The following is a 22,111-nucleotide window of genomic DNA, read 5'->3' as shown; positions in this document are numbered from 1 at the left end:
GGCGGACGGCGGACGCTACCCGGCGTTCGCCATCCGCTCCTTGCGCATCATCTCCTGCTCCACGGACTGGTAGAGCGCGCGGATGTTGGCCGCGCCGAACCCCCGCGCCTCCTTGCGCTGGATGATCTCGAAGAAGAGCGTGCGCCGGGAGTGGACCGAGCGGGTGAAGACCTGCAGCAGGTACCCCTGGTTGCCCTCGCGATCCACCAACACATGGTTCTCGCGCAGCTGCTCCAGATCCTCGGCCAGCGTGCCCACCCGCGCCGGGAGCGCATCGTGGTAGCCGGGAGGACTGTCCAGCAGGGGCATCTGCCGCTCGCGCAGCACGCGGACGGACTCGAGGATGTCCTCCGTGAGGAAGGCGATGTGCTGCACACCCGCCCCGCGGTGGTTGCTCAGGAAGTGGTCGATCTGCCCCGGGCGCTTGCCGGACATCGGCTCCATCAGCGCGAAGCACACCCCGCCACCGGAGGGCTGCTGCACCACCTTGGAGTTCATCCCCCCGTAGCGCGTCTCCACGTTCTCCTCGTGGCTCTGCTCCAGGCCGAACAGCCGCTGGTAGGCGTCCACCGTTTCATGGAGCGTGCCCGGGATCAGACACAGGGCCAGGTGATCCACCGCCACCAGGAGATCACGCTCCGAGGCGGGAGCCACCACCGGCTGGAAACGGCCCGGCCAGAAATCCCCCTCGGGCGCATCGCGCTCGATGAAGGAGTGCACCATGTCTCCCACCGGGGAGGCCACCGTCGCCCGCACCAGACGTCCGTGAGGACCCTCGTACACCCGCGGCTCGTTCACCGGGGTCGCGCCCCGCCGCACCGCCTCGTGGAAGGCCGCCGTCGCGTCCTGCGTGCGGAACGCCACGTCCTTGACTCCGTCCCCATGCACCGCGACGTAGCCCGCGGCCTCATCCGTGGCCACCAGCGCCTGGGTGAGGATCAACCGGCTGCGGCCCAGCTTGAGCAGGAGGCTGCTGCGGCCCTGCTGCCCCGTCTCCGGCCCGGCACGGCCCGTCACCCGGAAACCGAAGCCGGCGCAGAACACCTCCGCCGCCTCCTCCAGCTTGCCCACGTACAGCTCGAGATGATCAATCCCAGAGAAGTTCAAGCGCAGCTCTCTTCCTCAAAGACCGCCGAGACGGGGCCGACCCCTCGACACGAACGCACTGCGAGAGTAATCGGGCCGCACATTTCCACGTCCAGGAACAAAAGGGAATCCACCCTCCGCATGAGCACTCGAAACCCGTTGTTGGCGGCGGCCCTGCTGCTGGCCACCGCCGCGCCAGCCGCTCCCCGCCACGAGCTGTCGGCGGGGGTGGCCACCCTGCTGCAACTGGGCACGTTCCGCACCTCGCCGGACATCCTGATGGTGGAGCTGAAGGGCCTGCGGACCGCGGCCGAGGAGGGCCCCTGGAGCGCCGTGCAATTCGGTGGCGGTCTGCGGGTGGGCTGGCCCGCGGCCCGGGGACACCCGCCGCTGGAGGCCTTCCTCCAGGCGCAGCTCGGCGCGAAGCTGGGCCCCTGGCGGCCCGCCGCTGGATTCGAGCTGGGGCTGACGGGCCTCAACCAGCGCTTCTACAGCCTCGTGTATCCCGACAACCGGCTCGAGGGGTACGAGGACGCGACCCTCGGCCCGGCCTACGGCGCCTTCACGCTCAGCCCCGTGCGCTTCCAGCTGGGCCGCGTCCAGTTGAGCGCGCTCCAGCTGAACCTCGGCACCGGCCTCGGCCCTCGGGACTCCAGCGTCCGCGTCCAGGTCGGAGTGCTGAGCCTCGGAGGCTGGCTATGAGGAAGACACTCGCCGCCGCGGGCCTGCTGCTGGCCTGCGCGTGTGCCCCCACCTCCTCGAGGTTCTCGGAGGAGCAGCTCGCCCGGCTCTCCACGCTCGCCGGACAGGTGGAGACCGGGCAGCTGATGGGCCACGTCCGGGCGCTGACCCGGAGCCACCAGGAGGACACTCCCCTGAGCTGCACGCCGGTGCAGCGCGAGCAGTACGCCCCCGCCTGTTTCATGACGAGGGATCGAGCGCGCGACCTGATGAAGTCCCGGCTCGAGGCGGTGGGACTGCAGGTGCGCACCCAGGAGGGCCAGCGCGGAGCGCTCACCTTCACCAACCTGATCGCGGATCTTCCGGGCACCACCCGGCCCGAGGAGATCGTCCTGGTGGGTGCCCACTTCGATGCGCACTACATGGGCGCGGACGACAACTCGACGGGCGTGGCGGGAGTGCTGGAGCTGGCCCGCGTCCTTTCGCAGTACCGCTTCGAGCGGACGCTCCGCTTCGTGGGCTTCGATCTCGAGGAACCGGGCATGCTCGGGAGCGGCCACTACGTGGACGCGCTCGGCCAGGAGAAGCTGGCGGGCGTCATCATCTTCGACTGCATCGGCTACTACGACACGAGACCCGGCTCGCAGAAATCCCTGCCCGGCCTGCCCGCGCCCGACACCGGTGACTTCCTCGCCATCATGGGCAACGACCACTCGCTCGGCCTGGCCACGGATCTCCACCAGCTCAACGACACGCTGCAACTCATGAAGCTGGTGTCCATCATCGCCCCGGGAGATGGCACCTCCACCGTGTCCGTCAGCGAGAGCCTGATGCGCAGCGACCACGCGGCCTTCTGGTACGGAGGGCACAAGGCGCTCTTCCTCACCGACACGGCCGACTTCCGCAACCCCCACTACCACCAGGCCACGGACGTCATCGACACGCTCGATCCCGAGTCCTTCCGCCGGGCCGTGCAGATCTCCGCCGTGGGCCTGGCCACCTGGGCGGGAGGGCCGCGATGAGAACGCCTCGCTGGGGGTTCATGGCCGCACTGCTGACCGGACTGCTGCTCGGGCCGGCGGCGGGCGCCCGGGAGCCCACCGTCCACCGCATCACCGTCTATGTCCACTCGGGGATGAGCCTGTACCTCTCCGAGGCGCGCACCCTGGGCGGCGTCGGCGGTGGGCTCGGCGTGAGGGACACGCTGGACGAGCGGTTCATCCTCCAGGCGGATGCCAGCTACCTGATGGCGCTCGGCAAGGTGGTGGAGGTGCGCGCGGGAGCGGGCCTCCAGCGGAGCGGGACGTGGACTCCGGCGGCGCTGGTGATGCTCTCGTGCATGGCGGGCCAGGGCATGCGCTTCCTGACCCCCACCCGCTCCACGCCCGTGGAAGGCCCCGCGCTCACCGTGGGACTGCAGCTCGCCCCCCTGCGCTTCACCCACTCCGGCACGCAGCTCTCGCTGTTCGAGCTCGGCGTCGGCGTGGGCTCGGACTGGCCGGGCCGTGGCCTCACCTGGCACCTCACGCTCCTGCAGGCGGGCACCACCTTCTGAAGCGAGCAGGAGGACGGGGGCCCGGCCGGAAAAAGCGAAGGGCCTGGAACCTTTCGGGGAGTTCCCCGAGGATTCCAGGCCCTTCAGAGTGCGCGCGATGCAGGATTCGAACCTGCGGCCTTTGGCTCCGGAGGCCAACGCTCTATCCAGCTGAGCTAATCGCGCACTTCGGTTACGGCGACGGCGGGTGGGTAACTAACTGACTTCCCCCGCCGACGCAAGCACGCTTTCTTGGAACAGCGCCGGGCGGGAACATCCTCCCCGGAGAGCGAGACTCCACTGTTGGATACCCACCTGACTGCCTGCTGGGGGAGCGGGAAGCCCCCGCCGGTGACGAGGGGCGGGCCTGGAGGGGCCCGGGCGGGATATGCACCACCCGGAGCCTGGCGAGCGGAGAGCCAGCCCAGACGAAGAGCGAGCGATGCACGAGAACGAGGAGCTTCGAGGTTGGGGGGAGTCCACGGTGAGCCGCGGCCTGGTGCACCGGGTGGAGGGCCCGGCGCAGCTGGCCGAGCTGATGGTGACGGCGGGCGGCCGCGGCGAGACGGTGGCCTTTCGCGGCGGGGGACGGAGCTACGGGGACGCGGCCCTGAACACCGGGGGCGCCGTCGTCGAGCTGGGCCGGCTCGATCGCATCCTGGAGTTCGACAGCACGGAGGGCATCGCGCGGGTGGAGCCCGGCGTGACCATCGCGGCGCTGTGGCGCATGAGCATCGCCCACGGCTTCTGGCCGTATGTGGTGCCCGGCACCATGCACGTCACCATCGGTGGCGCGCTGTCCATGAACATCCATGGGAAGAACCAGTACAAGGTCGGCTCGTTCGGCGAGTACGTCCGCTCCTTCCGCCTGCTGACGCCCTCGGGTGAGGAGCTGCGCTGCAGCCGCACCGAGAACGCGGACCTGTTCCACGCGGCCATTGGAGGCATGGGGCTGCTCGGGTGCATCCTCGAGGTCGAGCTCCAGCTCAAGCGCGTGTCCTCCGGGCGGCTGCTCGTGCACGCGCGCAGCACCCGGGACCTCGGCGAGGCGATGCAGGCGCTCGACACCTCCCAGGCCGACTCCGATTACATGGTGGGGTGGATCGACTGCTTCGCGCGCGGCTCCCGGCTCGGGCGCGGGCTGCTGCACCTGGCGCGGCATGTGCCGGCCCAGGAGAACCCGGATCCGTTCCTCTCCCCTGCCCGGCAGGATGTGCCTGGACGGGCGTTCGGCGTGGTGCCACTGGCCTGGCTGTGGCCGGGGCTGTGGCTGACGGTGCACGGCCGGGCGATGCGCTGGGTGAACATGGCGAAGTTCTACGCCGGCATCCGCGAGGCGAGCCGCCCGGCGTACCTGCAGACGCATGGCGCGTTCCACTTCCTGCTCGACTACGTGCCGGGCTGGAAGAAGGCCCTGCTGCCGGGGGGACTGCTGCAGTTCCAGCCGTTCGTGCCCAGGGAGCAGGCCCACGCCGTCTACACGCACATCCTGGAGCGCTGCCAGCGCGAGGGGCTCGTTCCGTACCTCGGGGTGCTCAAGCGGCACCGGCCGGCCCCGTTCCTGATGAGCTACTACGTGGATGGGTACTCGCTGGCGCTCGACTTCTCCGTGACGGGCTCCAACCGCGAGCGCCTGTGGAAGCTCTGCCGCGAGTTGGCGGACCACGTGCTCGCCCATGGGGGGCGCTTCTATTACGCGAAGGACTCCGTGCTCACGCCGGAGCAGTTCCGCGCCAACCACGAGCCGGGGGCCATCGAGCAGTTCCTGGCGCTCAAGGCGAGGGTGGACCCGAAGAACGTCCTCCAGACGGACCAGTGGCGGCGGCTGACGAGCCCCGGGCAGGGCTCGCCCCTGCTCGCGCGGGCGGGTTGAAAAGCGAGGCGTTACCGTTCATCCAGTCGCATGAGCGCAGGGCGCACACAAACTGCGGAAGAGCATCGGAATAGGGGCAGGCTCAATCCTGGTAGTGGTGAGGCCCGAACCCGAAGCTGCTGACGGGGGGACCCTCCAGGTGCCAAAGTCAGCGCTCCAATGGCCTCCTCGACGCTGGTGGATACGAGCGGACGTGAACCCGTCCTCGTCTCATGGATCGCGGTCAACAATGATCCGTTCGAACGGAACCGAGATCGTTCCTATCGGCTCGTCGACGGGAAACACGTCAACGGCCCCACGCTCTCCCTGCTCGCGGATCCGGGCTCGGAGTACGCCGGCCGGATCACCGATGCCGTATTCCTCCGCCAGGGAGGTGAAGAAGCGGAATTTCATACGCGCGTGTACGAGGATCTCGTGGCCGCCCTGGCGGAGCGCTGCCCCACGTTACGCCTGCACCCGATCGTATGGAATGGCGCGGATCCCACGGATCATTCTGCGCTCTTCGAGTTCCTTCGCGAACGCCTTCCGCAAGTGCGCCGCAAGTTCTCGGGACGCGAGTTGGTCGTCCACGTCTCTCCTGGAACCCCCTCCATGCACACCGTCTGGGTGTTGATGGCCGAGACGGGGTTCATCGATGCGCCCTTCCGGCTCGTGAAGTCGTTCCGGCAGGAAGATCGTCACCAGGGCAGATCCCTGGTGAGCCCAGTGCATGTCGGAATCGACACGTTCTACAAGCGCTATCAAGAAACGCGGCCGCGCACGGCTTCGACGCAGGACGAGGTCATCCGGTGGGACCCGGCCCACTTCCGCTCCGAGGCACTGATTCGGGTCTTCCGTGAAGCGCAGCGTGTCGCCGCCTTGAAGGTCCCGGTCCTGATCCTGGGCGAGCGTGGCACCGGCAAGACCACGCTCGCGGCGTGGATCCGCGCGGCCAGCCCCTACCGCAAGGCAGCCCTGGACGAGGCTTGGCCCGCCATCGCATGCGGCCAGTATACGAGCGAAACCATGCGCACCGAGCTCTTCGGGTACCGCAAGGGCGCCTTCACGGGCGCGGACCGAGATCGCGAAGGACTGCTGCACACCGCGGATGGAGACACGCTCTTCCTGGATGAGTTGGGCGACATCTCCCACGATCTCCAGCGCCTGCTCATCAAGGCCGTCGAGGAAGGCAGGTTCCAGCGACTGGGCTCCACCGAGTTCGAGAAAACGAACTTCCGCTTGATTACCGCGACGAACCTCCCGGCCCTCGAACTGGCCCGGCGCATCGATCCAGACTTCCTCGATCGCGTCCGCGCCTTCGAGCTGCGCCTGCCCCCGCTCCGCGACATTCCCGAGGAACTCGACTGGATGTGGGACGCGGTGCTGATGGGGGCGGCACGGCGCGCCCAGGTGAATCGCCGGTATGCCTCCCTGCCGGAGAAGGAGCGCACCCGGCTGCTCGCGGTACTCCGGACGCACCCGCTGCCCGGCAACATCCGCGATCTCTTCCGGGTGGCTTGGCGGTTCCTCGCGGCCCGGGCGGATGACCGCTGGCCTCTGCCTCCGACCGAGGCCGTCAGCTACGCGCTCGAGGCACTGGAGGCCCCGGCGGCACCCTCGGAAGAATCCTCCCGGATGATGGCCCGGGCCTTCGCCGAGGGCCGCCCGCTCCCAGAACCTCTTCTCGAGCGGGGTCCCATCCAGACCGAGGAGTTGTTCGCTGACCTCCGCAAGTACCTCGCCACGGAGCTCCGGCGGGTATCGAAGGAGCGCCAACTACCCATCGACCGGGTGGCGGACGTAGGAGAGAGGACCCTCCGCACCTGGGCCCGGAAGGACCCTTCCGGAACACCGGAAGGTTGATTCCGCCCGCGAAGGCCCTGGGCACCGAGGAAGGGCCGCGTCGACCTCCAACCTCCTGGAATCCTTGAGCCTGACCTCGTCCACCTCGCGTGGCACGCGGCTCGCTCTGCACCTCCTTGTGCCGGTCACGACCGGACGAGGAGGTGTCCGCCATGGATGTGACGGAGGTCATGACCTACCACGCGCTGCAGCGGAGCCGGACCCGGTGCATTCCCACGACCGCCATCGAGGCGGCCCTGACCTACGGACGAAGCCGCCGGACCCGGGGCGCGGAGATCTTCACCCTCGGTTGGCGCGAGCGCCGCTACTGGGCCGAGCGGGGAGTGGACCTCTCTGGTTTCGAGGGCGTTCAGGTAGTCTGCACACCCGCGGGTCGCGTGCTGACGGTGTATCGAAACCGCAAGCCGGCGGCATGGCGGGACCGCGTACAGCGGCGGCCGGCCTGAGCACGGGGAGGGACATGGCATGGGGTTCGCCAAGTATTACGAGGACATCATCAGCCGGTACGTCGCGGACAACTACCGGCCGCGTTCCCGCTCCCCACCCGCCGCCTCCCCACCCACCGACGCAGCCCCCCGCCAGCCCAGACGCGCCCCGGCGCCACGTCCGCCGTCCCCGAGCGCCGCGCCCCGCCCTTCCACACCTCCTCCCCGAAGTCCGGAGTCTCCCATGAGCAAGCTCAAGGAGCTGACCGTCCCCAACGCGAGACCACTTCCCGTGATCGTGCTGGCCGACGTGAGTGGCAGCATGAACACAGACGGCAAGATCCAATCCCTGAACCAGTCCCTGAGGGAAATGCTGGAGTCCTTCAAGGACGAGGACGATCTCCGCGCCGAAATCCACGTCGCGGTGATGACGTTCGGCAAGGGCACGGTCCGCCAGCATGTCCCTCTGGCCACGGCGGCGAACGCGGTCTGGACGGATCATCCCGCCGCGGGAGACACGCCCATGGGCGCCGCGTTCCGGGCCGCGAAGCAGCTGGTGGAGGATCGGAACGCCATCCCTGGCAGGTCCTACCGGCCGACCCTGGTCCTCCTCTCGGATGGGCAGCCGACAGATGACTGGAAGGCGCCGCTGGATGAGCTACTGGCCAGCGAGCGCGGAGGCAAGGCGTTCCGCATGGCGCTGGGAATCGGCGCGGATGCGGACATGGAGGTGCTCTCCGCCTTCCTGCACGATCCCCAGGCCCGGGTCTTCCGAGCGGACGAAGCGCGCCAGATCCGTCAATTCTTCCGGCTGGTCACCATGAGCGTCACCAGCCGCTCCCGCAGCGCCAACCCGAACGTCGCGCCCAACGTGGACGCCGCGGAGGAATGGGACCTTTGAGCCTCCGGATGGTGGGAGCCTCCGTCCGCGGTCCCGCGCACGCACGGGCCGGAGAGCCCAATCAGGACGCATGGTACGCACGTATCCGGGACAGGAGCGCCCTCGCGGTGGTGGCTGATGGAATGGGCAGCCGCTCCGCGGCCCGGGAGGGCGCGCGTGCGGCGGTCGCCGCCTGCCGGAGCGCCTGGCGCCACTGGGCCGCCGCCCCCCAAGGGAGCGCCGAGGATCTGGTGCGGCTCATTGAGGTCTTCTGGCGCCTCCGGCTCGGGCTGATTCCTCCAGAGGACGCGGCCACCACGTGCCTAGTCTGCGCGCTCAGACCGGACGGAACGGGCGTGGCGCTTCAACTCGGCGACGGGCTCATCGGCGTCCGCGAGGGCCCGGGCTCCTTCCGGGCACTCACACCCGAGCGCTCTACCTTCGGCTCGATGACGCGAGCGCTCGGAACTCCCCATGGGCTTCGTGACTGGCTCATGGAGCCGGTGGGACCGCTGAACGACGGAATGGCGCTCCTCCTGGCTTCCGATGGGGTCTCGGACGATCTGCTCCCGGAGAAGCGGTCCGGTTTCGTGGATTGGCTCCTGGAGGATATCGCCCCCGGACAGCAGCCGGGCCGGGGGTTGGCACGGGCGCTTCGTGACTGGCCCGTGCCCAAACACCTCGACGACAAGACGGTCGTCCTCCTGTGGGGGGAAGCACGATGAGCGAACGTGTGGTCACCGACGAGAACGGAACCCTCCACGGGCTGGACCAGCGCCTGGGAGAGGGGGCCCAGGGGGCCGTGTGGCTCACCCGGAACGGACGGCAGATCGTGAAGCTCTTCTCGCGCACGAGGGATCGCGAGGGGCTCCGACGGCAGATCGCCTTCGTGAAGCGGCTGGACGTGCGCGACCTGCACGTCGCGCGCCCGCTCAGCCTGCTCCGCCCGCCCGACGTGGGCTACGTGGCGGAGTTCCTCTCGGACATGGTCCCCATCCGGCAGCTGATCGCGCCCCCGCGAGGTTCGCCGGTGGAGCGCTGGTACCTGGACACCGGCGGGCTCCAGCGCCGCTTGCGGCTGCTCGCCCATGCCGGAGAAGCCCTGGCCGGCCTGCATGCGCGCGGGCTCATCTACGGCGACATCTCGCACAACAACGTCTTCGTCTCCGGCCCCGCCGAAGCGACCGAGGCTTGGCTCATCGACCTGGACAACCTCCGGTACGACAGTGATCTCGCGGGCGCCATCTACACCCCCGGGTACGGCGCGCCCGAGCTCGTCTCGGGTACGCGGGGCCCGAGCTCGTTGTCCGATGCTTGGTCCTTCGCGGTGCTCGCGTTCCACACGCTCACGCTCATCCATCCATTCTGCGGTGACTTCGTGATGGAGGGAGAGCCGGAACTGGAGGAGGACGCCTTCGCCGCACGTGTCCCCTGGGTGGATCACTCCACCGACGAGCGCAATCGGTCCAGTCACGGCATCGCACGCGACCAAGCGCTCGGCACCCAACTCCACGCGCTGGCACGCGAGACCTTCGAGGACAGCGTGCAGGACATCCTGAAGCGGCCGGGGGTGGCCAGGTGGGTGGAGCGTCTCCACCTCGCGGCCGACCAGACGGTCCGCTGCACCTCCTGCCAGCAGTCATTCTTCGTGACCGCCCAAACATGCCCCTGGTGCAACACCGCGCGTCCCCCTCTGGTGTCCGTGCGGCTCCACCGTTGGGAGCCCCAACGCGGCATCGTCGAGGCAATGGGGACCGTGGCTCGGCTGCCCATGGCTGGGGAGCCGGTGCCATTGACCCGGCGGCACACGCGGGGTGAGTCCGGGATCCGTGCGCGCGCCGTGGAGCTCACCCTCGAGCGCCGGGAGCGCGGCGTGCTGGTGCGCTCACATGCCGCCCCCATCTGGGTGACGCCACCGGGCAAGGCGGAGGTGGCGGACGCCATGCCCATCTCCGGCCGGGGCCGCATCCTTCCCCTGGAGCCTCCGGAACGGAGCTGGGTGGTGCATTTCGACGCCGTGGACACTCCGCACCGGGTGGCGGTGATCTCTGGAGGTGCCCGATGAGGGTGGACGAGCTTCGGGGCGGGCTCATCAGCTCGGTCGAGGTGAAACCCGTCACTGGACGATTCGACCCCGTGTTGGCGCGGCGCGGGGAGGTCGAGCTGCAGCAGACGGTCGACGAGGTGGTGCTCCGCTGGCGCGAGTACCTGTGGCCTGTGACCGGCGTGGATTCACGCAGGCACGAGGCCCTGCTGACGCACCTCAGCGGCAACCTCCCGATGGTCGCCTGGGCCGCCCACACCAGCCCGGAGCAGGTGACCGTGCAGCTCCACGCATTCACCCGCGAGCTCCGCTTCGGCACGCCCATCACCATCGGCATCGATGACGCCGCGCTGGAGGAACTCCGGGTCCGGTTCCGCGTGGGCGGCGGCGTGCCCGAGGTGGCACAGTGGCTGGAGCAGCGGCTCCTACTGGATACGGGTGGCCTTTCCTACCGGCGGGCGGTGATTTCCGGGGGTCCCCAAGGCGCGGATGATGCGTTTCGCATCTTCGGGAACAACATCAGCGTCGACGTGCGGCGGCAGGATGACCGGCTCCGCGTGCAGCGCGTGATCAAAGGTGGCCGGATGGACGCGGCAGTGCTCCAACTGCTGTGTGCGCCCTTGTCCTTCACGGACCTGTCCTCGACGGCGGAACTCGCCTCGGGAGCTCGCCACGCGCTGGAGGAGGCGGTCCGCGCGGACGACAGCTACCTGCGCATCTGGACCACGTACAACGAGTTGGAGCGGGAGGCGATCCTGCGCCGGGCCCGCGCAGTGGGCGCCATTCCCTACGATCGTTGCGAGCAGCGCCGTGATGGGGGCTGGCGCTTCGTCCTCGCGAACGTGGATGAATTGGAGAGTCGGTTGGCCACCCTCCTTGATTCGGACCGCTTCGAGTTGGAGGCGGGGGAGAGGCCGCCGACCTGGGACAACCTGGAGAGCTCCGTGGGAAAGGAGCGGGGACAGCGCCGCCTCTCCGCACCCCTCTCCTGGCTGGACACGACGCAGCGACGTCTGGACCTCCGGGCTCCCGAGGACGATGAGGATCAGCCCCTCCCACCTCCTCGCGGCTTCCTCTACCTGTCGCTCGCTGGCGACCGCACACGCCTGAAGCGACGCGAGACGGCCGAACAGAAGCTACGGACGGGCACCAGCCCCATGCCCCGGCTCGGTCTCCTGTTGGAGGGGCGCCCCGCGACACAGCCCTACTTCAGGCGCCGCTCCGCAGAGAGCCCCGCCGTGCTGCAGGCCTTTGGCGGGAAACCCACCGGACGGCAGAGGGAGGCGCTCAACGTGGCGCTGAACACGCCGGACATCGCGGTGATCCAGGGCCCCCCTGGAACGGGGAAGACGAAGGTCATCGCCGCGCTCCAGCGCCGGCTGGCGGAGCTGGCGGAAAAGGGGGAGGAGGTGTCGCACCGGATCCTCGTCAGCAGTACCCAACACGACGCAGTGGAGAACGTGGTCCAGCGGAGCGAGGTCTTCGGCCTGCCCCCGGTGAAGGTCGGCTCCCGGCGGGGGGACGACGGCGCCGTCATCGATGCCGTCGAGAAGTTCCGGGTGGATCGCATCGAGCGGCTCCGCGCCAAGCTGCGTGAAGCCCCCGAATCCGAGCGCAACCTGCGTGCCCGCCGGATCGCGGTGGCCTGTCTGCGCGCGCCCGTTGCCCCCGAGGAGATGGCCAGGCACCTGCGGGAGCTGGAGGACGTGCTCGGAGAGCTCCTTCCGCCAAAGCTTCACGATCGCCTCCAGACGCGAATCGCCGAGCTGACCCGCCCGGTCACCCAGGGCGATCTCGAAGAACACGAGCTGCGCCTGGCGGCGGCGAAAGGCATCCGGGTGGACGCGGTGACTTTCGAGGACGATGGCCCCGCGAAGGCCCGCAAGGCCCTGCTCCGGCTGGAGTCCGTGCTCTCTCCGGCGGAGGCCGATTTCCTCCGCCGCTGCGCCGAGTGGACCGAGCCCTCTGCTCCCTCTTGGTTGGAGGAGGGCCAGACCCTGAAGGAGGCCCTGGAGGATCGCCTGCTCACCCCTCCCGCCCCAACGGTCCCGACGCTCGACGAGCAGACGCAGGCGCTGCTCATCGACGTCATCAACACCGTGGAGCGCCAACGGCAGCAGTCCGCTTCAGGAGAGGACTCGGCACTGGCCGCGTACCTGGAGGATCTCGAGAACGATCCTCTGGCCGTCCAGCAGGCCCTGGAGCACTACACGGTGGTACTGGCAGCCACCTGCCAGCAGGCCGCCGGCCGCCCCATGCAGCTCGCCCGTGGCATCGACGTGGGCTCGGTCACCTTCGAATCGGTCATCGTGGACGAGGCGGCACGGGCCAACCCGCTCGACCTGTTCATCCCCATGAGCATGGCCAGACGGCGTGTGGTTCTCGTGGGTGACCACCGGCAGCTGCCTCACATGCTTGAGCCCGATGTAGAACGTGAACTGGCCTCCGCCGTGGAGAAAGGAGACATCGCCCGGGAAGCCCAGGATGCGCTCAAGCACAGCCTTTTCGAGCGGCTGTGGCTCCTCCTGAAACAGCTCGAGGACCAAGACGGCATTCCGAGGACCGTCACCCTCGACATGCAGTTCCGCATGCACCCGGTGCTCGGAGATTTCGTGAGCCGGATGTTCTACGAGCGCTGGGGAGATGGATGTGTCTCTTCGGGCGGAAAGCCGGAGGACTTCGCCCACACGCTGCCCGGGTACATGAAAGGAAAGCAGCCTTGTGTGGCGGCCTGGCTCGATGTCCCGGGCGGACCCGGCCGGTGGGAGCGACGCGGACAGAGCAAATCACGCCCGTCCGAGGCCCGGCGCATTGCGAGAGAGCTCCGTCGGCTGATCGAAGTGGATCCACGGCTCACCTTCGGGATCATCACCTTCTACTCCGCCCAGGTGGACGAGATCGGCGAGGCGCTGGTGCACGAGGGTCTGGCCGAGCCCACGAACAGTGGAGGATGGCGCATCGCGGATGCGTGGCGCCGCACGGAGAATCACCACGGCGAGTTCGTCGAGCGGCTGCGAGTGGGGACTGTGGATGCATTCCAGGGCAAGGAGTTCGACGTCGTCTTCCTCTCCGTCACCCGAAGCAATGAGTTCCCCGCGGAGACGGACGAGCAGCTCCGGCGGAAATACGGACACTTGCTCCTGGACAACCGGTTGTGCGTGGGAATGAGCCGGCAGCACCGGCTCCTGGTCGTCGCTGGCGACCGGGATTTCATTCGCGATGCGGAGCCGCTGCTTCCGCTGCGCGAGTTCTTGACCATGTGCGAGGGCCCCCATGGCGTCGTTCTCCCTTGAAACGGTCTCGGTGCTCCGCTTCCCCCTCCCCTTCGTGGAGTACAGTGGGAAGCCTCGCTGGCTTCTCTGGCCGGTCTGGGCCTGGCGTGTCGTCGCGCCCCAAGCCCGTGAGCGCAAGCTGAACCTGTTCCAGAGGGCCGTCCTGAACCTCTGCCGCGCGGGCAAGACGCGGGCCGAGGACATCGGCGCGGCGCTGCACATCGGCACGGAGCTCGCCGCCCGCGTCCTGTTGGAACTCGACGGAAACGGTTGGTTGGACCATCGGGGCCACCTCACGCCCCAAGGGGTGCACGCCCTGGAAGACGAGGAGAGTGAACCGCTTGGAGAGCAGGTCGTGGGGTGGACCTTCACGGACCCATTCACGGGTGAGGTGTGGCCCCGATTCCACACGGGTGAGCTCCCGCATGCGGATGTCGAATCCAATGCGGCGGGCTACCCCGTGCTCCTGTCCGGCAGCGTGGGAAACCCGCACCGGGACGATGCCTACGCCGTGCTCCCCCGCGGCAATGAGGCCCTGCACATACACCGCCCCAGGGCGGAGGACATCATCAAGGCCGTCCGGCTCCATCGAAAGCAATACGCCTGGGAGGAGAACGAGCCCGAGGCCTCCGACGCACCGCACGTGCGGCGGGTCTCGTTGGTGTCGGAGTCCCCTACGCCCTACCTGCTCGCGGTGCGGGCTTGGCGCGACGCGCGCGGGGACTGGCACATGGACGACCCCTTTGGAATCGGCGACAGCCCACGGCTGCGGCGCTGGGTCGAGGGACGCTTCGATGTGCAGTCCGGCCTCCGCCCGTGGATCGCGGCCATCGCGGGAGGAGACCCGGCGTCGGAGGACTTCCGGGCTCTGACCGAAAAAGCGACGTGGGATGTGGAGGAGCGGCTCACCCTCGCCATCCGGACGCGGGACATGCTCTTCGACCGATTGGTCGCCATGCAGCGCACGTTGCTCGAGGCCGGACTGGACGGGTCCCCGCATGACAAGTGGGATGATGTCGCGGTGAAGGCCCAACGCGCCGCGGAGCGGCTGTTCCAGGAGCTCTGTCTGGCCCATCCGCGCCGGACCCGCCTGTCCAACGCCATCGCGATGAACGAGCTCCTCATCCAGCAGCTCGCCGCCGATACGGGATTCCAGACGCCACTCCCCCCCTCGCTGGCCCGGGTCCGTGCCGGCAAGGTGGAGCATGCGGACCGGTCCGGCAGCGGCAGTTTGAGGCCGCTCCTCGTCCTCGCACTGCTCGGGACGCCCGGCGTCGCGAAACACCCGTTGGCTCGCGCGGCGAATCAGGTGCCCGATCTCCTGCACCGGCTAGATGCCCTCGCGGCCATCCGGGACAAGGCCGCGCATGAGGGAACGGAGAGGCAGCGCCCCACCCTCACATCGCGGGAGTGGCCTGAACAGATCCGAGAGTGCGTCGAAACCGTCTACCTGGCAGTGCGGCACCTGCTTCCGAATTGAGGAAACCTTCCGATGGCGAAACACAACGACAAGAAGCAAGAGCCGGCTTCCGCACCCACGCCACTCCCTCCGCCTCCCGCGGCCCCGGACGCCCAGCCCGTCGAGGCACGGCCCACGCCCCCCGAACTGGAAGATCTCGAACTGCTGACGATGGAGGCAGCGGACCTGGGGACGGACGAGCCCCCCAGCAACATCGAGCCCCCTCCCGAGGGGATGACGCTGCAGAAAGCGATCAGCCGGGCCTGGAGCGCGCACGGCGTGTTCCAGCAAGCGGAACAGAAGGCCAAGGAGGCGAAGAAGAAGGCCGAGGAGAGCGACCGCGCATTCCGCGATCAGAAAACCCGGCTCGAGCAACAAGAGAACCACTACAAGCGCAAGCTGAATGAAGTGGCGGAGAAGGAGCGCCAATTGCTGGACAAGGAAGTCCTGCTCACCGAGCGCGAACGCAACGCGGAGCAGGGCTTCCTCGCCGAGCGCCGACGGATCGTCGAGGGGCTGAATGCCCAGGTTGCCGAACTCCGCAAGGAGCTGGACGAGCTCCAGAGCACACTGGACGCTCGCCGGTCCGCGGACGAGGCGGACTGGCGCAAGCGGATGGCCGAGCGCGACGAGCGCGCGCGCCGTGAAGCGGAGGCACGGGCGGCGGAGTTCCTGGCGGAGCGGCAACGCTTCGAGAAGGAGTTCGCCGTGCGAAGGCAACAGGCCCAGGAGGAGCTTCGGTTGGAGCTCGTGCAAGAGCGCAAGGTGGCTCAGGCGCAACTGGCGGCGGAGGGGGAAGGACAACGGGCGCACAACGAGGCGGAGCGCAAGGAACTGCAAGCGCTCCAGGAGCATCTGCGGACGAAGGAGCGGATCCTGCGCTCGGAGCAGTCCGAACTCCACGTGAAGACGGAGTTGCTCAACGAGGATCGCCGTGCGTTCGATGCGAAGGTCGCCCGCTTCGCCGCGGGAAAGGTGGCCGAGCTGGAATCGGATCTCACTGCACTCCGCGAGCGGCTGAAGGTCTCCGAGACCGCCCGCGACCGTTACTGGAAGGACCTGGAGTCTCGCCGGCAGGTGGATCAGCGGCTCGGCAAGGATCCTCAGCAGCTCATCGACCGCCTGCAACAACTGGAGCGAGAGAACTCCGAGCTCCATTCCCAGCTTCGCGAGAGTCTGGGCGAGCAATCGGCGCGGCGGCTCTCCGAGTTGGAGAAGGAGCGGTCGGCGTGGCTTGAGGAGCGGAGCGTGCTGCGGTCGCAGTTGGCCGAGGCGGAGGCACGCATCGGCCGCCAGCGGATCGGCGCCGTTGAGTTGGAGACCGTCCGCTCGCAGAAGGAGGCGCTGGAGACCAACAAGAAGCTCCTGGAAGCCGCCATCGCCGAGCTGGACGCCCAGGTGAAGAAGTACACCCAGGCGGATGACAAGCGGAACCCGATGGAGGCACTGGTCGCCATCGACCGGAACACTGACTGGCAGAGCCCCCTGCGCACCTGGCGTCCGCTCGGCCAGTCCACTCCAACGTTGAAGGAGTTCGCGGCGGATCTGCGAGATCGCATCGCCGTCGCCCTCCGGACGAAGGAATACCCGGACAAGACGCTCTACTACAGCGAGCGGGACATCCGGTGCTTCCTCGGCGGACTGGCGATGAGCCGGCTGCTGCTACTCCAGGGCATCAGCGGAACCGGCAAGACCAGCCTGCCTCTCGCCTTTTCCCAGGCGGTGGGGGCCGACAAGCATGGCCATGAGGTCGTGGAGGTCCAGGCCGGCTGGCGCGATCGGCAGGATCTGCTCGGCTACTTCAACGCGTTCCACCGGCACTACTACGCGACGAACTTCCTCCAGGCGCTCTACCGCGCGGGGACACCGACCTTCGCGGATCGCCCCTTCTTGATCATCCTGGATGAAATCAACCTGTCGCGCGTGGAGCAGTACTTCGCGGACTTCCTCTCAGCGCTTGAGCAGCCCGAGGACAAGCGCCGGCTCACACTGCTCAATGATCCGGCCACCGAGCCGCCCCGCTTGATGGTGGAGGGACGGCACCTCCCCATCCCGCCGAACGTCTGGTTCGTGGGCACCGCGAATCATGACGAGACAACGACCGAGTTCGCCGACAAGACATACGACCGCGCCCACATCATGGAGATGCCGCGCCGGGATCCCAAGCGGGACTCGTTCACCGTCAAGGAGCGACCGCCGCGCGAGCCGCTGTCTTATCAGGGGCTGGTGCAGGCATTCGACGCGGCCCGTCGGGACAAAGCAGCGGAAGTGGAGAAGGTCCGCACGTGGCTCCAGGCCCGGGACGGCGTCGCGGGCTTCCTGGACAAGCGATTCCGGCTTGGCTGGGGCAACCGGCTTGAACGTGACGCGGAGCGCTTCGTCCCCGTCGTGATGGCCGCGGGTGGAACCATGGGCGAGGCGATGGACCACCTGCTGTACACCAAGGTGCTGCGCAAGCTCCGGGACCGGCACGACGTGCGTCCCAAAGCGCTCCAGGAGCTCCAAGTGGAACTGGAGAAGAGTTGGAAGGGCTTCGATGGCCAACCCGAGCGCTCGTTGAGCCTCATCGATCGGGAACTCCGGGCCAAGCAGGACGAGGAGCTCGGTTGATGCGATTCCGCTCGCGAATCTCCGGGCACGACCTGGCGGCTCCGCCGGCTCCCGTGGTGCCAGACCTTTTCGATGTCCAGGAGCGACCCGATGCCCAGGTGACGCGGCTGGTACCGGGAGGCGTGGAGGGACTGGAGGAACTGCCATTCCTCGGTCATTGGCCCGAAGCCATCGATCTCCATGCGCTCGAACGGCTCACCGCACCGCTGCTGGACGGCGCACCGTGGATGACGTGGGTGGAGACCCTGCCGCTTGTCCCCCAGCTCGATGAGAAGGCCCAACTCCACCCGTTGGAGAAGGAGGCCATCCAGCAGTTGGCGCACCTGCAGCACGTCTGTCACCGGCCACGACTCCACCTCCGCGTCGAGGAGGAGCGGCTGCCGGTGAGCCGGGCGCGCCGTACCCCGGCCCGTGCGGCCGCCGCCCTGGTCTCGCACCCCGAGGACTGGGAGCACCGGACTCTCCGGGGAATCCGTCCCTCGCGAATCCTCGCTACCCAGGTCGAGGACGAGTGGAACCTCTACGAGAACCGCGTGGCGGTCCGACTCGTGGACAACCTCCTCGGCTGGGTGGGCAAGCGGCGGGACGAGCTGAGCCGGTTCAAGAGCATGGCCGAGGAGGGCAACGACTTCCGTGAAGAGGCTCGGGGCTCCCGATGGCGGAGCCGCCGTCTCTACGCGCGCTGGGGGAGGTACTTCTCGGACGACGTGATGATGCGCGAGCTGGAGCGGACGCTCCGACTCGTCGAGCGGCTCGAACGCGATCTCCAGGCCCTGCTCGACTCCCCGCTGTACCAGAGGATCCCACGCAATCAGTCCGTGCCCGGCGCCCTCCAGCCGACGAACATCCTCGTGAGCGACCCACATTACCGGAAGGTCGCCGCGCTCTGGCGAGCCTGGGGTCGGCACGGCTCTGAGCCCCACCCCACACGTGAGGAGATCCGCCGTCGGAGACAAGCAGCGAGCCATCACTTCGGAACGTTCGGGCAGCTCGTGGTGGTCAGGGCCCTGCACGAGCTCGGTTACCGGGCCCCACCTGACACCGTCCTCACCCGTTGCACCGTCGTCGAACTCTCGAGCCCATGGGGTGACGCCCGCCTGAGATGCTCCGAGGGCGCCATGACCCTGGAGCTGAGGAACGCCACGCTCCGGCTCGTCCCTCTGCTCGCACCACTGACTCCGGACTGGGCCCGTGCCCTGTGGAGCCAACTCCGAGAACATGCTGGAAATGCCGTGGACACAGTGGTGCTCGCGCTCGGCCGTCCGCAGGATCTGGACGGTGTGGAGGAGGAAACGACCAGGGCCTTCGCGGGGTGGGCCTGGCCTCGCGCGCAGCCCATTTCGCCGTGGAGCCTGGATGCCGTCGAGCGCGTCGCCCGGATGCTCCGGGGTTGGGAGGCCCCGCACAGGCTCACCGGCTACCCGCTGCGGGCCGTCGTACGCCCCGACCCTGGCGTGACACTTCCCCAGTGGATACAGCGCCACGGAGAGACCATCGCCATCATCTCGCCCCCGGAGGCAGCGGAGCAGCAGCGGTTCTCGAAGGAGTGCACGCGCAGGCGTGACGAGTTGGAACGCGAGAAGCAGCAGGCCAACAAGGCACGCCGGGCATTTGACCTGGGAAGACTCCGCGCACTCGATGATCTCGAGGAGCTGCGCCTCCAGGCGGAACGGCTGGAGCCGTGGACTCGATGTCCCGTCTGCGAAACAGGCCGGGGTGTCTTCGAGCCCAGGCCGGCGAGCGGTGAGAGCTGGGACCAGTGGTCCTGGTGGTGCCGCTGCACGCAGTGCTCGTCGGAATGGGGACTCCGCGTTTGTGGCTCAAGCGAGTGTCGCTCAGCGTACCCGGTCCTGGAACCCGCCGGATGCCGACGGCCCCCTGACGAAGATGTGCTGCCTCCCAGATGGGTGGACCGGCACTACGGACGAGATCTCTGGGCCGAGCCCTGCTGGGGCCCTGAATCGACCCACGTATTCCGATGCACCTGGTGCAGTCGCTGTCCGCAAAGCGGGTGCTCCCACTGCCGCGGGTAGCATCTCCCTGAGTCTCGTCGAGGGTATCCGGGGCTGGTACTTTGGAATGCACGAGCCGGGGATCGAACCCGGACGGCCCCTTCGGGCCAGCGGATTTTAAGTCCGCTGCGTCTGCCAGTTTCGCCACTCGTGCGTCCGCTACCTCACCAGCCTACCGGCCCGCGCCCCACATTGCACTCCCGCCGCGCCCGTGCGGCCCTCGGGGTACCCACTTTCGTACCCCTCCGAAGTTCCCGCTCCCATCCCCTCGTCTAATGGGGCGCTACCCTCCGTAGCAGATACCGCCGCAGACGGCCTCGGCCTTTCCTCCGGGCATCAGGAATCGGTCCACCTGCTCACGGCTCTCGGCGTCTCGCCGCACGCCATCGTGCACCGCGTTGTTCTGCGGTGGCAGGTCCGCCACCGTGCCCGGCAAGGGCTCCGGCAGCTTGAAGTCGAACTGCACCAACGCCGAGCCGTCCACCTCCCCCTCCCGCCCCAGGAGCCCCGGCACCGGCTTCGTGGCGGGCAGTTGCTGCACCAGTCCCAGCGCTCGGGCATGCACCTCGGTGGCCACGTTGGGCACCGAGGGATCTCCCAGCCCGTACTGCATCAGCACCCGGCGCGACGCGGGCCCTCCCGCGTACGTGTCCGCCAACACGTGCGGTGCGTAGGTGATGGGATCGATCCGATCGAACCCCGTCTGCGTCAGCGCCGCGAACTTCTGCTGGTCCAGCGCGTCCGGCAGCACCTGCCCGATGGTGGAGAGGAACGGGCTGAACGGCCTCGCCCGGAACATCATCAGCGAGAAGTCCACCCCTCCCACGCTCAGCACGCCCCGCTCCACGTGCGGCGAGAGCGCCAGGTACGTCCCCCCGAGGATGTGGCCCTGGCTGATGCCGTAGAAGTACGTCCGCTCCGGGTCGTACACGCGCACGCCGTTGTCCTTCAGCGCCTCCAGTTCCCCCAGCGTGGTGCGCGCCGCGTAGGTCACGGCGATCTGGTTGGCCATCGCCTGGTGCACGCGATCCGTGAAGCCCAGCGTCCGGCCCGGGTCGTTCGCGATGGTATTCAGCACCACCGGCGCGTCCGCCGACGACATGCCCCACCAGTCCACCGTGAGCACCACCAGCTTCGCCCCGTCGATGAAGGGCCTCACGAAGAAGGTGGAGTCAGCCTCGGCCCGGCTCCCGAAGAAGCCGTGCCCGTACTGGAGCAGCCGCACCGGCGCCACCCCCTGCCCCCACACACTCCGCGGAATCTGCAGCGTGAAGGGCACCTCCGCCTCCCCATTGCGCCTCACCCGGCCCCGCTCGTCCCTCGCCAGCAGCGCTCCCGGTTGCGCACCCTCCAGGAAGAGCGGCACGCGCAGCGTCCCCGTGATGCGCCGCGCGATGTTCCCGTCCACCTCGTCCTTCACCTCCGTCACCGTGACGGCCGGTGGCGTGCTCTCCAGCGCCTCCATCGTCAGCCGTCGCACGTCCAGCATGTCCCGGGTCACGTTCTCCTCCGACCCCGTGGTGAAGTCCCACGCCAGCTGGAGCTCCCCCCTCGGAATCCCCGCGGCCTCGAGCACCGGGAAGATCCGCTCCTCGTAGTGCCGCGCGAGGGGCTCCAGGAGCGGCTCGCCCTCCGTCCTGCCGTCGCGGATGCGCCGGAAGCCCTCGGGGACAGGCACCGGGCTCCCGTTCTTCGCCTTCAGCCCTCGCAGGGCCACGATGTAGCGCGTCTGGTCGCGCAGCCGCACCAGGGGACGCACGAGGAGCGCCCGGCGCTCGTCACTCGGAGCACGCGGGTCCAGTTCGGCGAAGTGGAGCACGCCCTCGCCCCGCTCGGCGTCCAGCAGCACCGTGGCCCCGCTGGCCTCCGCCGTGGGACTCTGGAGCGACGGGAGGTTGGAGACGTCCACGCCCCCAGGGAAGAGGGCGAGGATCTGCGTCCCGTGCGACCAGCCGTCCGCCGGGTGCAGGTCCGTGAAGTCGAACCCCGTCCCCTCCTTCGTCTTCAGCTTCGCGGCCTCCGAGAGCCGCACGCGATGGCCCGAGGGCAGCGTCCCGTCCTCCGCGAGGAAGTAGTCCGAGGGGAACGGCAGGAGGCAGTCGTGCTCCGACGCCAGCGGATTGCAACCCTCGGGCACCTCCAGCGGCCGCTCGGGCTCCGGGCAGGCGGCCAGCAGCGCCACCGCCCACAGCAAGGCCGTCGTCCCGTGTCTCCGCATCCGCTCCCTCATGCTCGCGCTCCTGGCCGGCCCCGGCATGAGGCCAGGACGCGGGTTCAAGCATACGCGGCGGAAGCGGGAAAGCCCGGGTAGTCAGACGTCCGTGCTTGTGTCGCGCGAAAGTGACATATCCTGAAGGCTCCCCCCTGGCGCGGCAGCCTCCCGGCTCCATTCC

The 22,111-nt window shown here is 68.6% G+C and carries 16 protein-coding genes and 2 tRNA genes; 13 read left to right on the top strand and 5 right to left on the bottom strand.

Features of this window, described 5'->3' with window-relative positions:
* Nucleotides 1–15: 15 nt before the first annotated feature.
* Nucleotides 16–1,107 (bottom strand): 4-hydroxyphenylpyruvate dioxygenase, encoded by a 1,092-nt coding sequence (hppD, locus tag VFZ09_RS26385; protein ID WP_329730429.1) that lies wholly within the window; start codon nt 1,105–1,107, stop codon nt 16–18.
* Nucleotides 1,108–1,227: 120 nt separating this feature from the next.
* Here hppD and VFZ09_RS26380 point away from each other — a divergent pair, with 120 nt between their 5' ends.
* The 3 genes from VFZ09_RS26380 to VFZ09_RS26370 are packed head-to-tail and all read left to right on the top strand — an operon-like array spanning nt 1,228 to nt 3,322.
* A complete protein-coding gene (locus tag VFZ09_RS26380; protein WP_329730428.1) occupies nt 1,228–1,788 on the top strand; it encodes a hypothetical protein in 561 nt (186 codons plus the stop codon).
* Nucleotides 1,785–2,789, top strand: a complete 1,005-nt coding sequence (locus VFZ09_RS26375; RefSeq protein WP_329730427.1) for a M28 family peptidase — start codon at nt 1,785–1,787, stop codon at nt 2,787–2,789. Before VFZ09_RS26380 ends, VFZ09_RS26375 begins: the two co-directional genes overlap by 4 nt.
* Entirely contained in the window at nt 2,786–3,322 is a 537-nt protein-coding gene (locus tag VFZ09_RS26370; RefSeq protein ID WP_329730426.1) for a hypothetical protein, read from the top strand. The genes VFZ09_RS26375 and VFZ09_RS26370 overlap by 4 nt, the downstream gene beginning before the upstream one ends.
* A gap of 91 nt (nt 3,323–3,413) precedes the next feature.
* Here the strand turns inward: VFZ09_RS26370 and VFZ09_RS26365 are convergent.
* Nucleotides 3,414–3,487, bottom strand: a tRNA-Arg gene (locus VFZ09_RS26365).
* A gap of 256 nt (nt 3,488–3,743) precedes the next feature.
* Here VFZ09_RS26365 and VFZ09_RS26360 point away from each other — a divergent pair.
* Nucleotides 3,744–5,174, top strand: a complete 1,431-nt coding sequence (locus VFZ09_RS26360) for an FAD-binding oxidoreductase (protein WP_329730425.1) — start codon at nt 3,744–3,746, stop codon at nt 5,172–5,174.
* Nucleotides 5,175–5,384: 210 nt separating this feature from the next.
* Here the strand turns inward: VFZ09_RS26360 and VFZ09_RS26355 are convergent, their stop codons facing one another.
* The gene (locus VFZ09_RS26355; protein WP_329730424.1) at nt 5,385–5,567 is read right to left on the bottom strand and encodes a hypothetical protein; all 183 of its coding nucleotides are present in this window, start codon (nt 5,565–5,567) and stop codon (nt 5,385–5,387) included.
* A 198-nt stretch (nt 5,568–5,765) separates the two neighbouring features.
* Between VFZ09_RS26355 and VFZ09_RS26350 the strand changes: the two genes are divergently transcribed.
* The 9 genes from VFZ09_RS26350 to VFZ09_RS26310 all read left to right on the top strand — a co-directional run bounded on the left by VFZ09_RS26350 (nt 5,766) and on the right by VFZ09_RS26310 (nt 19,739).
* The gene (locus VFZ09_RS26350) at nt 5,766–7,016 is read left to right on the top strand and encodes a sigma-54-dependent transcriptional regulator (protein ID WP_329730423.1); all 1,251 of its coding nucleotides are present in this window, start codon (nt 5,766–5,768) and stop codon (nt 7,014–7,016) included.
* A gap of 152 nt (nt 7,017–7,168) precedes the next feature.
* Nucleotides 7,169–7,462: a DUF4258 domain-containing protein gene (locus VFZ09_RS26345; RefSeq protein ID WP_329730459.1), complete on the top strand. Its 294-nt coding sequence runs from the start codon at nt 7,169–7,171 to the stop codon at nt 7,460–7,462.
* 223 nt (nt 7,463–7,685) lie between these two features.
* Complete coding sequence (locus tag VFZ09_RS26340; protein WP_329730422.1) at nt 7,686–8,342, top strand: vWA domain-containing protein; 657 nt, start codon at nt 7,686–7,688, stop codon at nt 8,340–8,342.
* A complete protein-coding gene (locus VFZ09_RS26335; RefSeq protein ID WP_329730421.1) occupies nt 8,330–9,046 on the top strand; it encodes a PP2C family serine/threonine-protein phosphatase in 717 nt (238 codons plus the stop codon). Before VFZ09_RS26340 ends, VFZ09_RS26335 begins: the two co-directional genes overlap by 13 nt.
* Nucleotides 9,043–10,386 (top strand): protein kinase domain-containing protein, encoded by a 1,344-nt coding sequence (locus VFZ09_RS26330; RefSeq protein ID WP_329730420.1) that lies wholly within the window; start codon nt 9,043–9,045, stop codon nt 10,384–10,386. Before VFZ09_RS26335 ends, VFZ09_RS26330 begins: the two co-directional genes overlap by 4 nt.
* Nucleotides 10,383–13,658, top strand: a complete 3,276-nt coding sequence (locus tag VFZ09_RS26325; RefSeq protein WP_329730419.1) for a DEAD/DEAH box helicase — start codon at nt 10,383–10,385, stop codon at nt 13,656–13,658. Before VFZ09_RS26330 ends, VFZ09_RS26325 begins: the two co-directional genes overlap by 4 nt.
* Nucleotides 13,639–15,117 carry a hypothetical protein gene (locus VFZ09_RS26320; RefSeq protein ID WP_329730418.1) on the top strand — a complete coding sequence of 493 codons (1,479 nt, stop codon included), beginning with the start codon at nt 13,639–13,641 and terminating at the stop codon, nt 15,115–15,117. Before VFZ09_RS26325 ends, VFZ09_RS26320 begins: the two co-directional genes overlap by 20 nt.
* A gap of 12 nt (nt 15,118–15,129) precedes the next feature.
* Nucleotides 15,130–17,706 carry a hypothetical protein gene (locus tag VFZ09_RS26315; protein ID WP_329730417.1) on the top strand — a complete coding sequence of 859 codons (2,577 nt, stop codon included), beginning with the start codon at nt 15,130–15,132 and terminating at the stop codon, nt 17,704–17,706.
* Complete coding sequence (locus VFZ09_RS26310) at nt 17,706–19,739, top strand: hypothetical protein (protein ID WP_329730416.1); 2,034 nt, start codon at nt 17,706–17,708, stop codon at nt 19,737–19,739. The genes VFZ09_RS26315 and VFZ09_RS26310 overlap by 1 nt, the downstream gene beginning before the upstream one ends.
* A gap of 47 nt (nt 19,740–19,786) precedes the next feature.
* Here VFZ09_RS26310 and VFZ09_RS26305 read toward each other — a convergent pair.
* A tRNA-Leu gene (locus VFZ09_RS26305) sits at nt 19,787–19,872 on the bottom strand.
* 129 nt (nt 19,873–20,001) lie between these two features.
* The gene (locus VFZ09_RS26300; protein ID WP_329730415.1) at nt 20,002–21,948 is read right to left on the bottom strand and encodes a hypothetical protein; all 1,947 of its coding nucleotides are present in this window, start codon (nt 21,946–21,948) and stop codon (nt 20,002–20,004) included.
* Between the last annotated feature and the right edge of the window lie 163 nt (nt 21,949–22,111).

Source organism: Archangium sp., from assembly GCF_036277355.1.
In the GTDB taxonomy this organism is placed as follows: Bacteria; Myxococcota; Myxococcia; order Myxococcales; family Myxococcaceae; genus Archangium.
The sequence above is the reverse complement of the archived record's forward strand: the minus strand, read 5'-3'. Positions and strand labels throughout refer to the sequence as shown.

Coding starts and splice junctions, on each gene's coding strand:
- VFZ09_RS26380 (WP_329730428.1), top strand. CDS start 1,228: ATGAGCACTCGAAACCCGTTGTTGGCGGCGGCCCTGCTGCTGGCCACC.
- VFZ09_RS26375 (WP_329730427.1), top strand. CDS start 1,785: ATGAGGAAGACACTCGCCGCCGCGGGCCTGCTGCTGGCCTGCGCGTGT.
- VFZ09_RS26370 (WP_329730426.1), top strand. CDS start 2,786: ATGAGAACGCCTCGCTGGGGGTTCATGGCCGCACTGCTGACCGGACTG.
- VFZ09_RS26360 (WP_329730425.1), top strand. CDS start 3,744: ATGCACGAGAACGAGGAGCTTCGAGGTTGGGGGGAGTCCACGGTGAGC.
- VFZ09_RS26355 (WP_329730424.1), bottom strand. CDS start 5,567: ATGAAATTCCGCTTCTTCACCTCCCTGGCGGAGGAATACGGCATCGGT.
- VFZ09_RS26350 (WP_329730423.1), top strand. CDS start 5,766: ATGCACACCGTCTGGGTGTTGATGGCCGAGACGGGGTTCATCGATGCG.
- VFZ09_RS26345 (WP_329730459.1), top strand. CDS start 7,169: ATGGATGTGACGGAGGTCATGACCTACCACGCGCTGCAGCGGAGCCGG.
- VFZ09_RS26340 (WP_329730422.1), top strand. CDS start 7,686: ATGAGCAAGCTCAAGGAGCTGACCGTCCCCAACGCGAGACCACTTCCC.
- VFZ09_RS26335 (WP_329730421.1), top strand. CDS start 8,330: ATGGGACCTTTGAGCCTCCGGATGGTGGGAGCCTCCGTCCGCGGTCCC.
- VFZ09_RS26330 (WP_329730420.1), top strand. CDS start 9,043: ATGAGCGAACGTGTGGTCACCGACGAGAACGGAACCCTCCACGGGCTG.
- VFZ09_RS26325 (WP_329730419.1), top strand. CDS start 10,383: ATGAGGGTGGACGAGCTTCGGGGCGGGCTCATCAGCTCGGTCGAGGTG.
- VFZ09_RS26320 (WP_329730418.1), top strand. CDS start 13,639: ATGGCGTCGTTCTCCCTTGAAACGGTCTCGGTGCTCCGCTTCCCCCTC.
- VFZ09_RS26315 (WP_329730417.1), top strand. CDS start 15,130: ATGGCGAAACACAACGACAAGAAGCAAGAGCCGGCTTCCGCACCCACG.
- VFZ09_RS26310 (WP_329730416.1), top strand. CDS start 17,706: ATGCGATTCCGCTCGCGAATCTCCGGGCACGACCTGGCGGCTCCGCCG.
- VFZ09_RS26300 (WP_329730415.1), bottom strand. CDS start 21,948: ATGAGGGAGCGGATGCGGAGACACGGGACGACGGCCTTGCTGTGGGCG.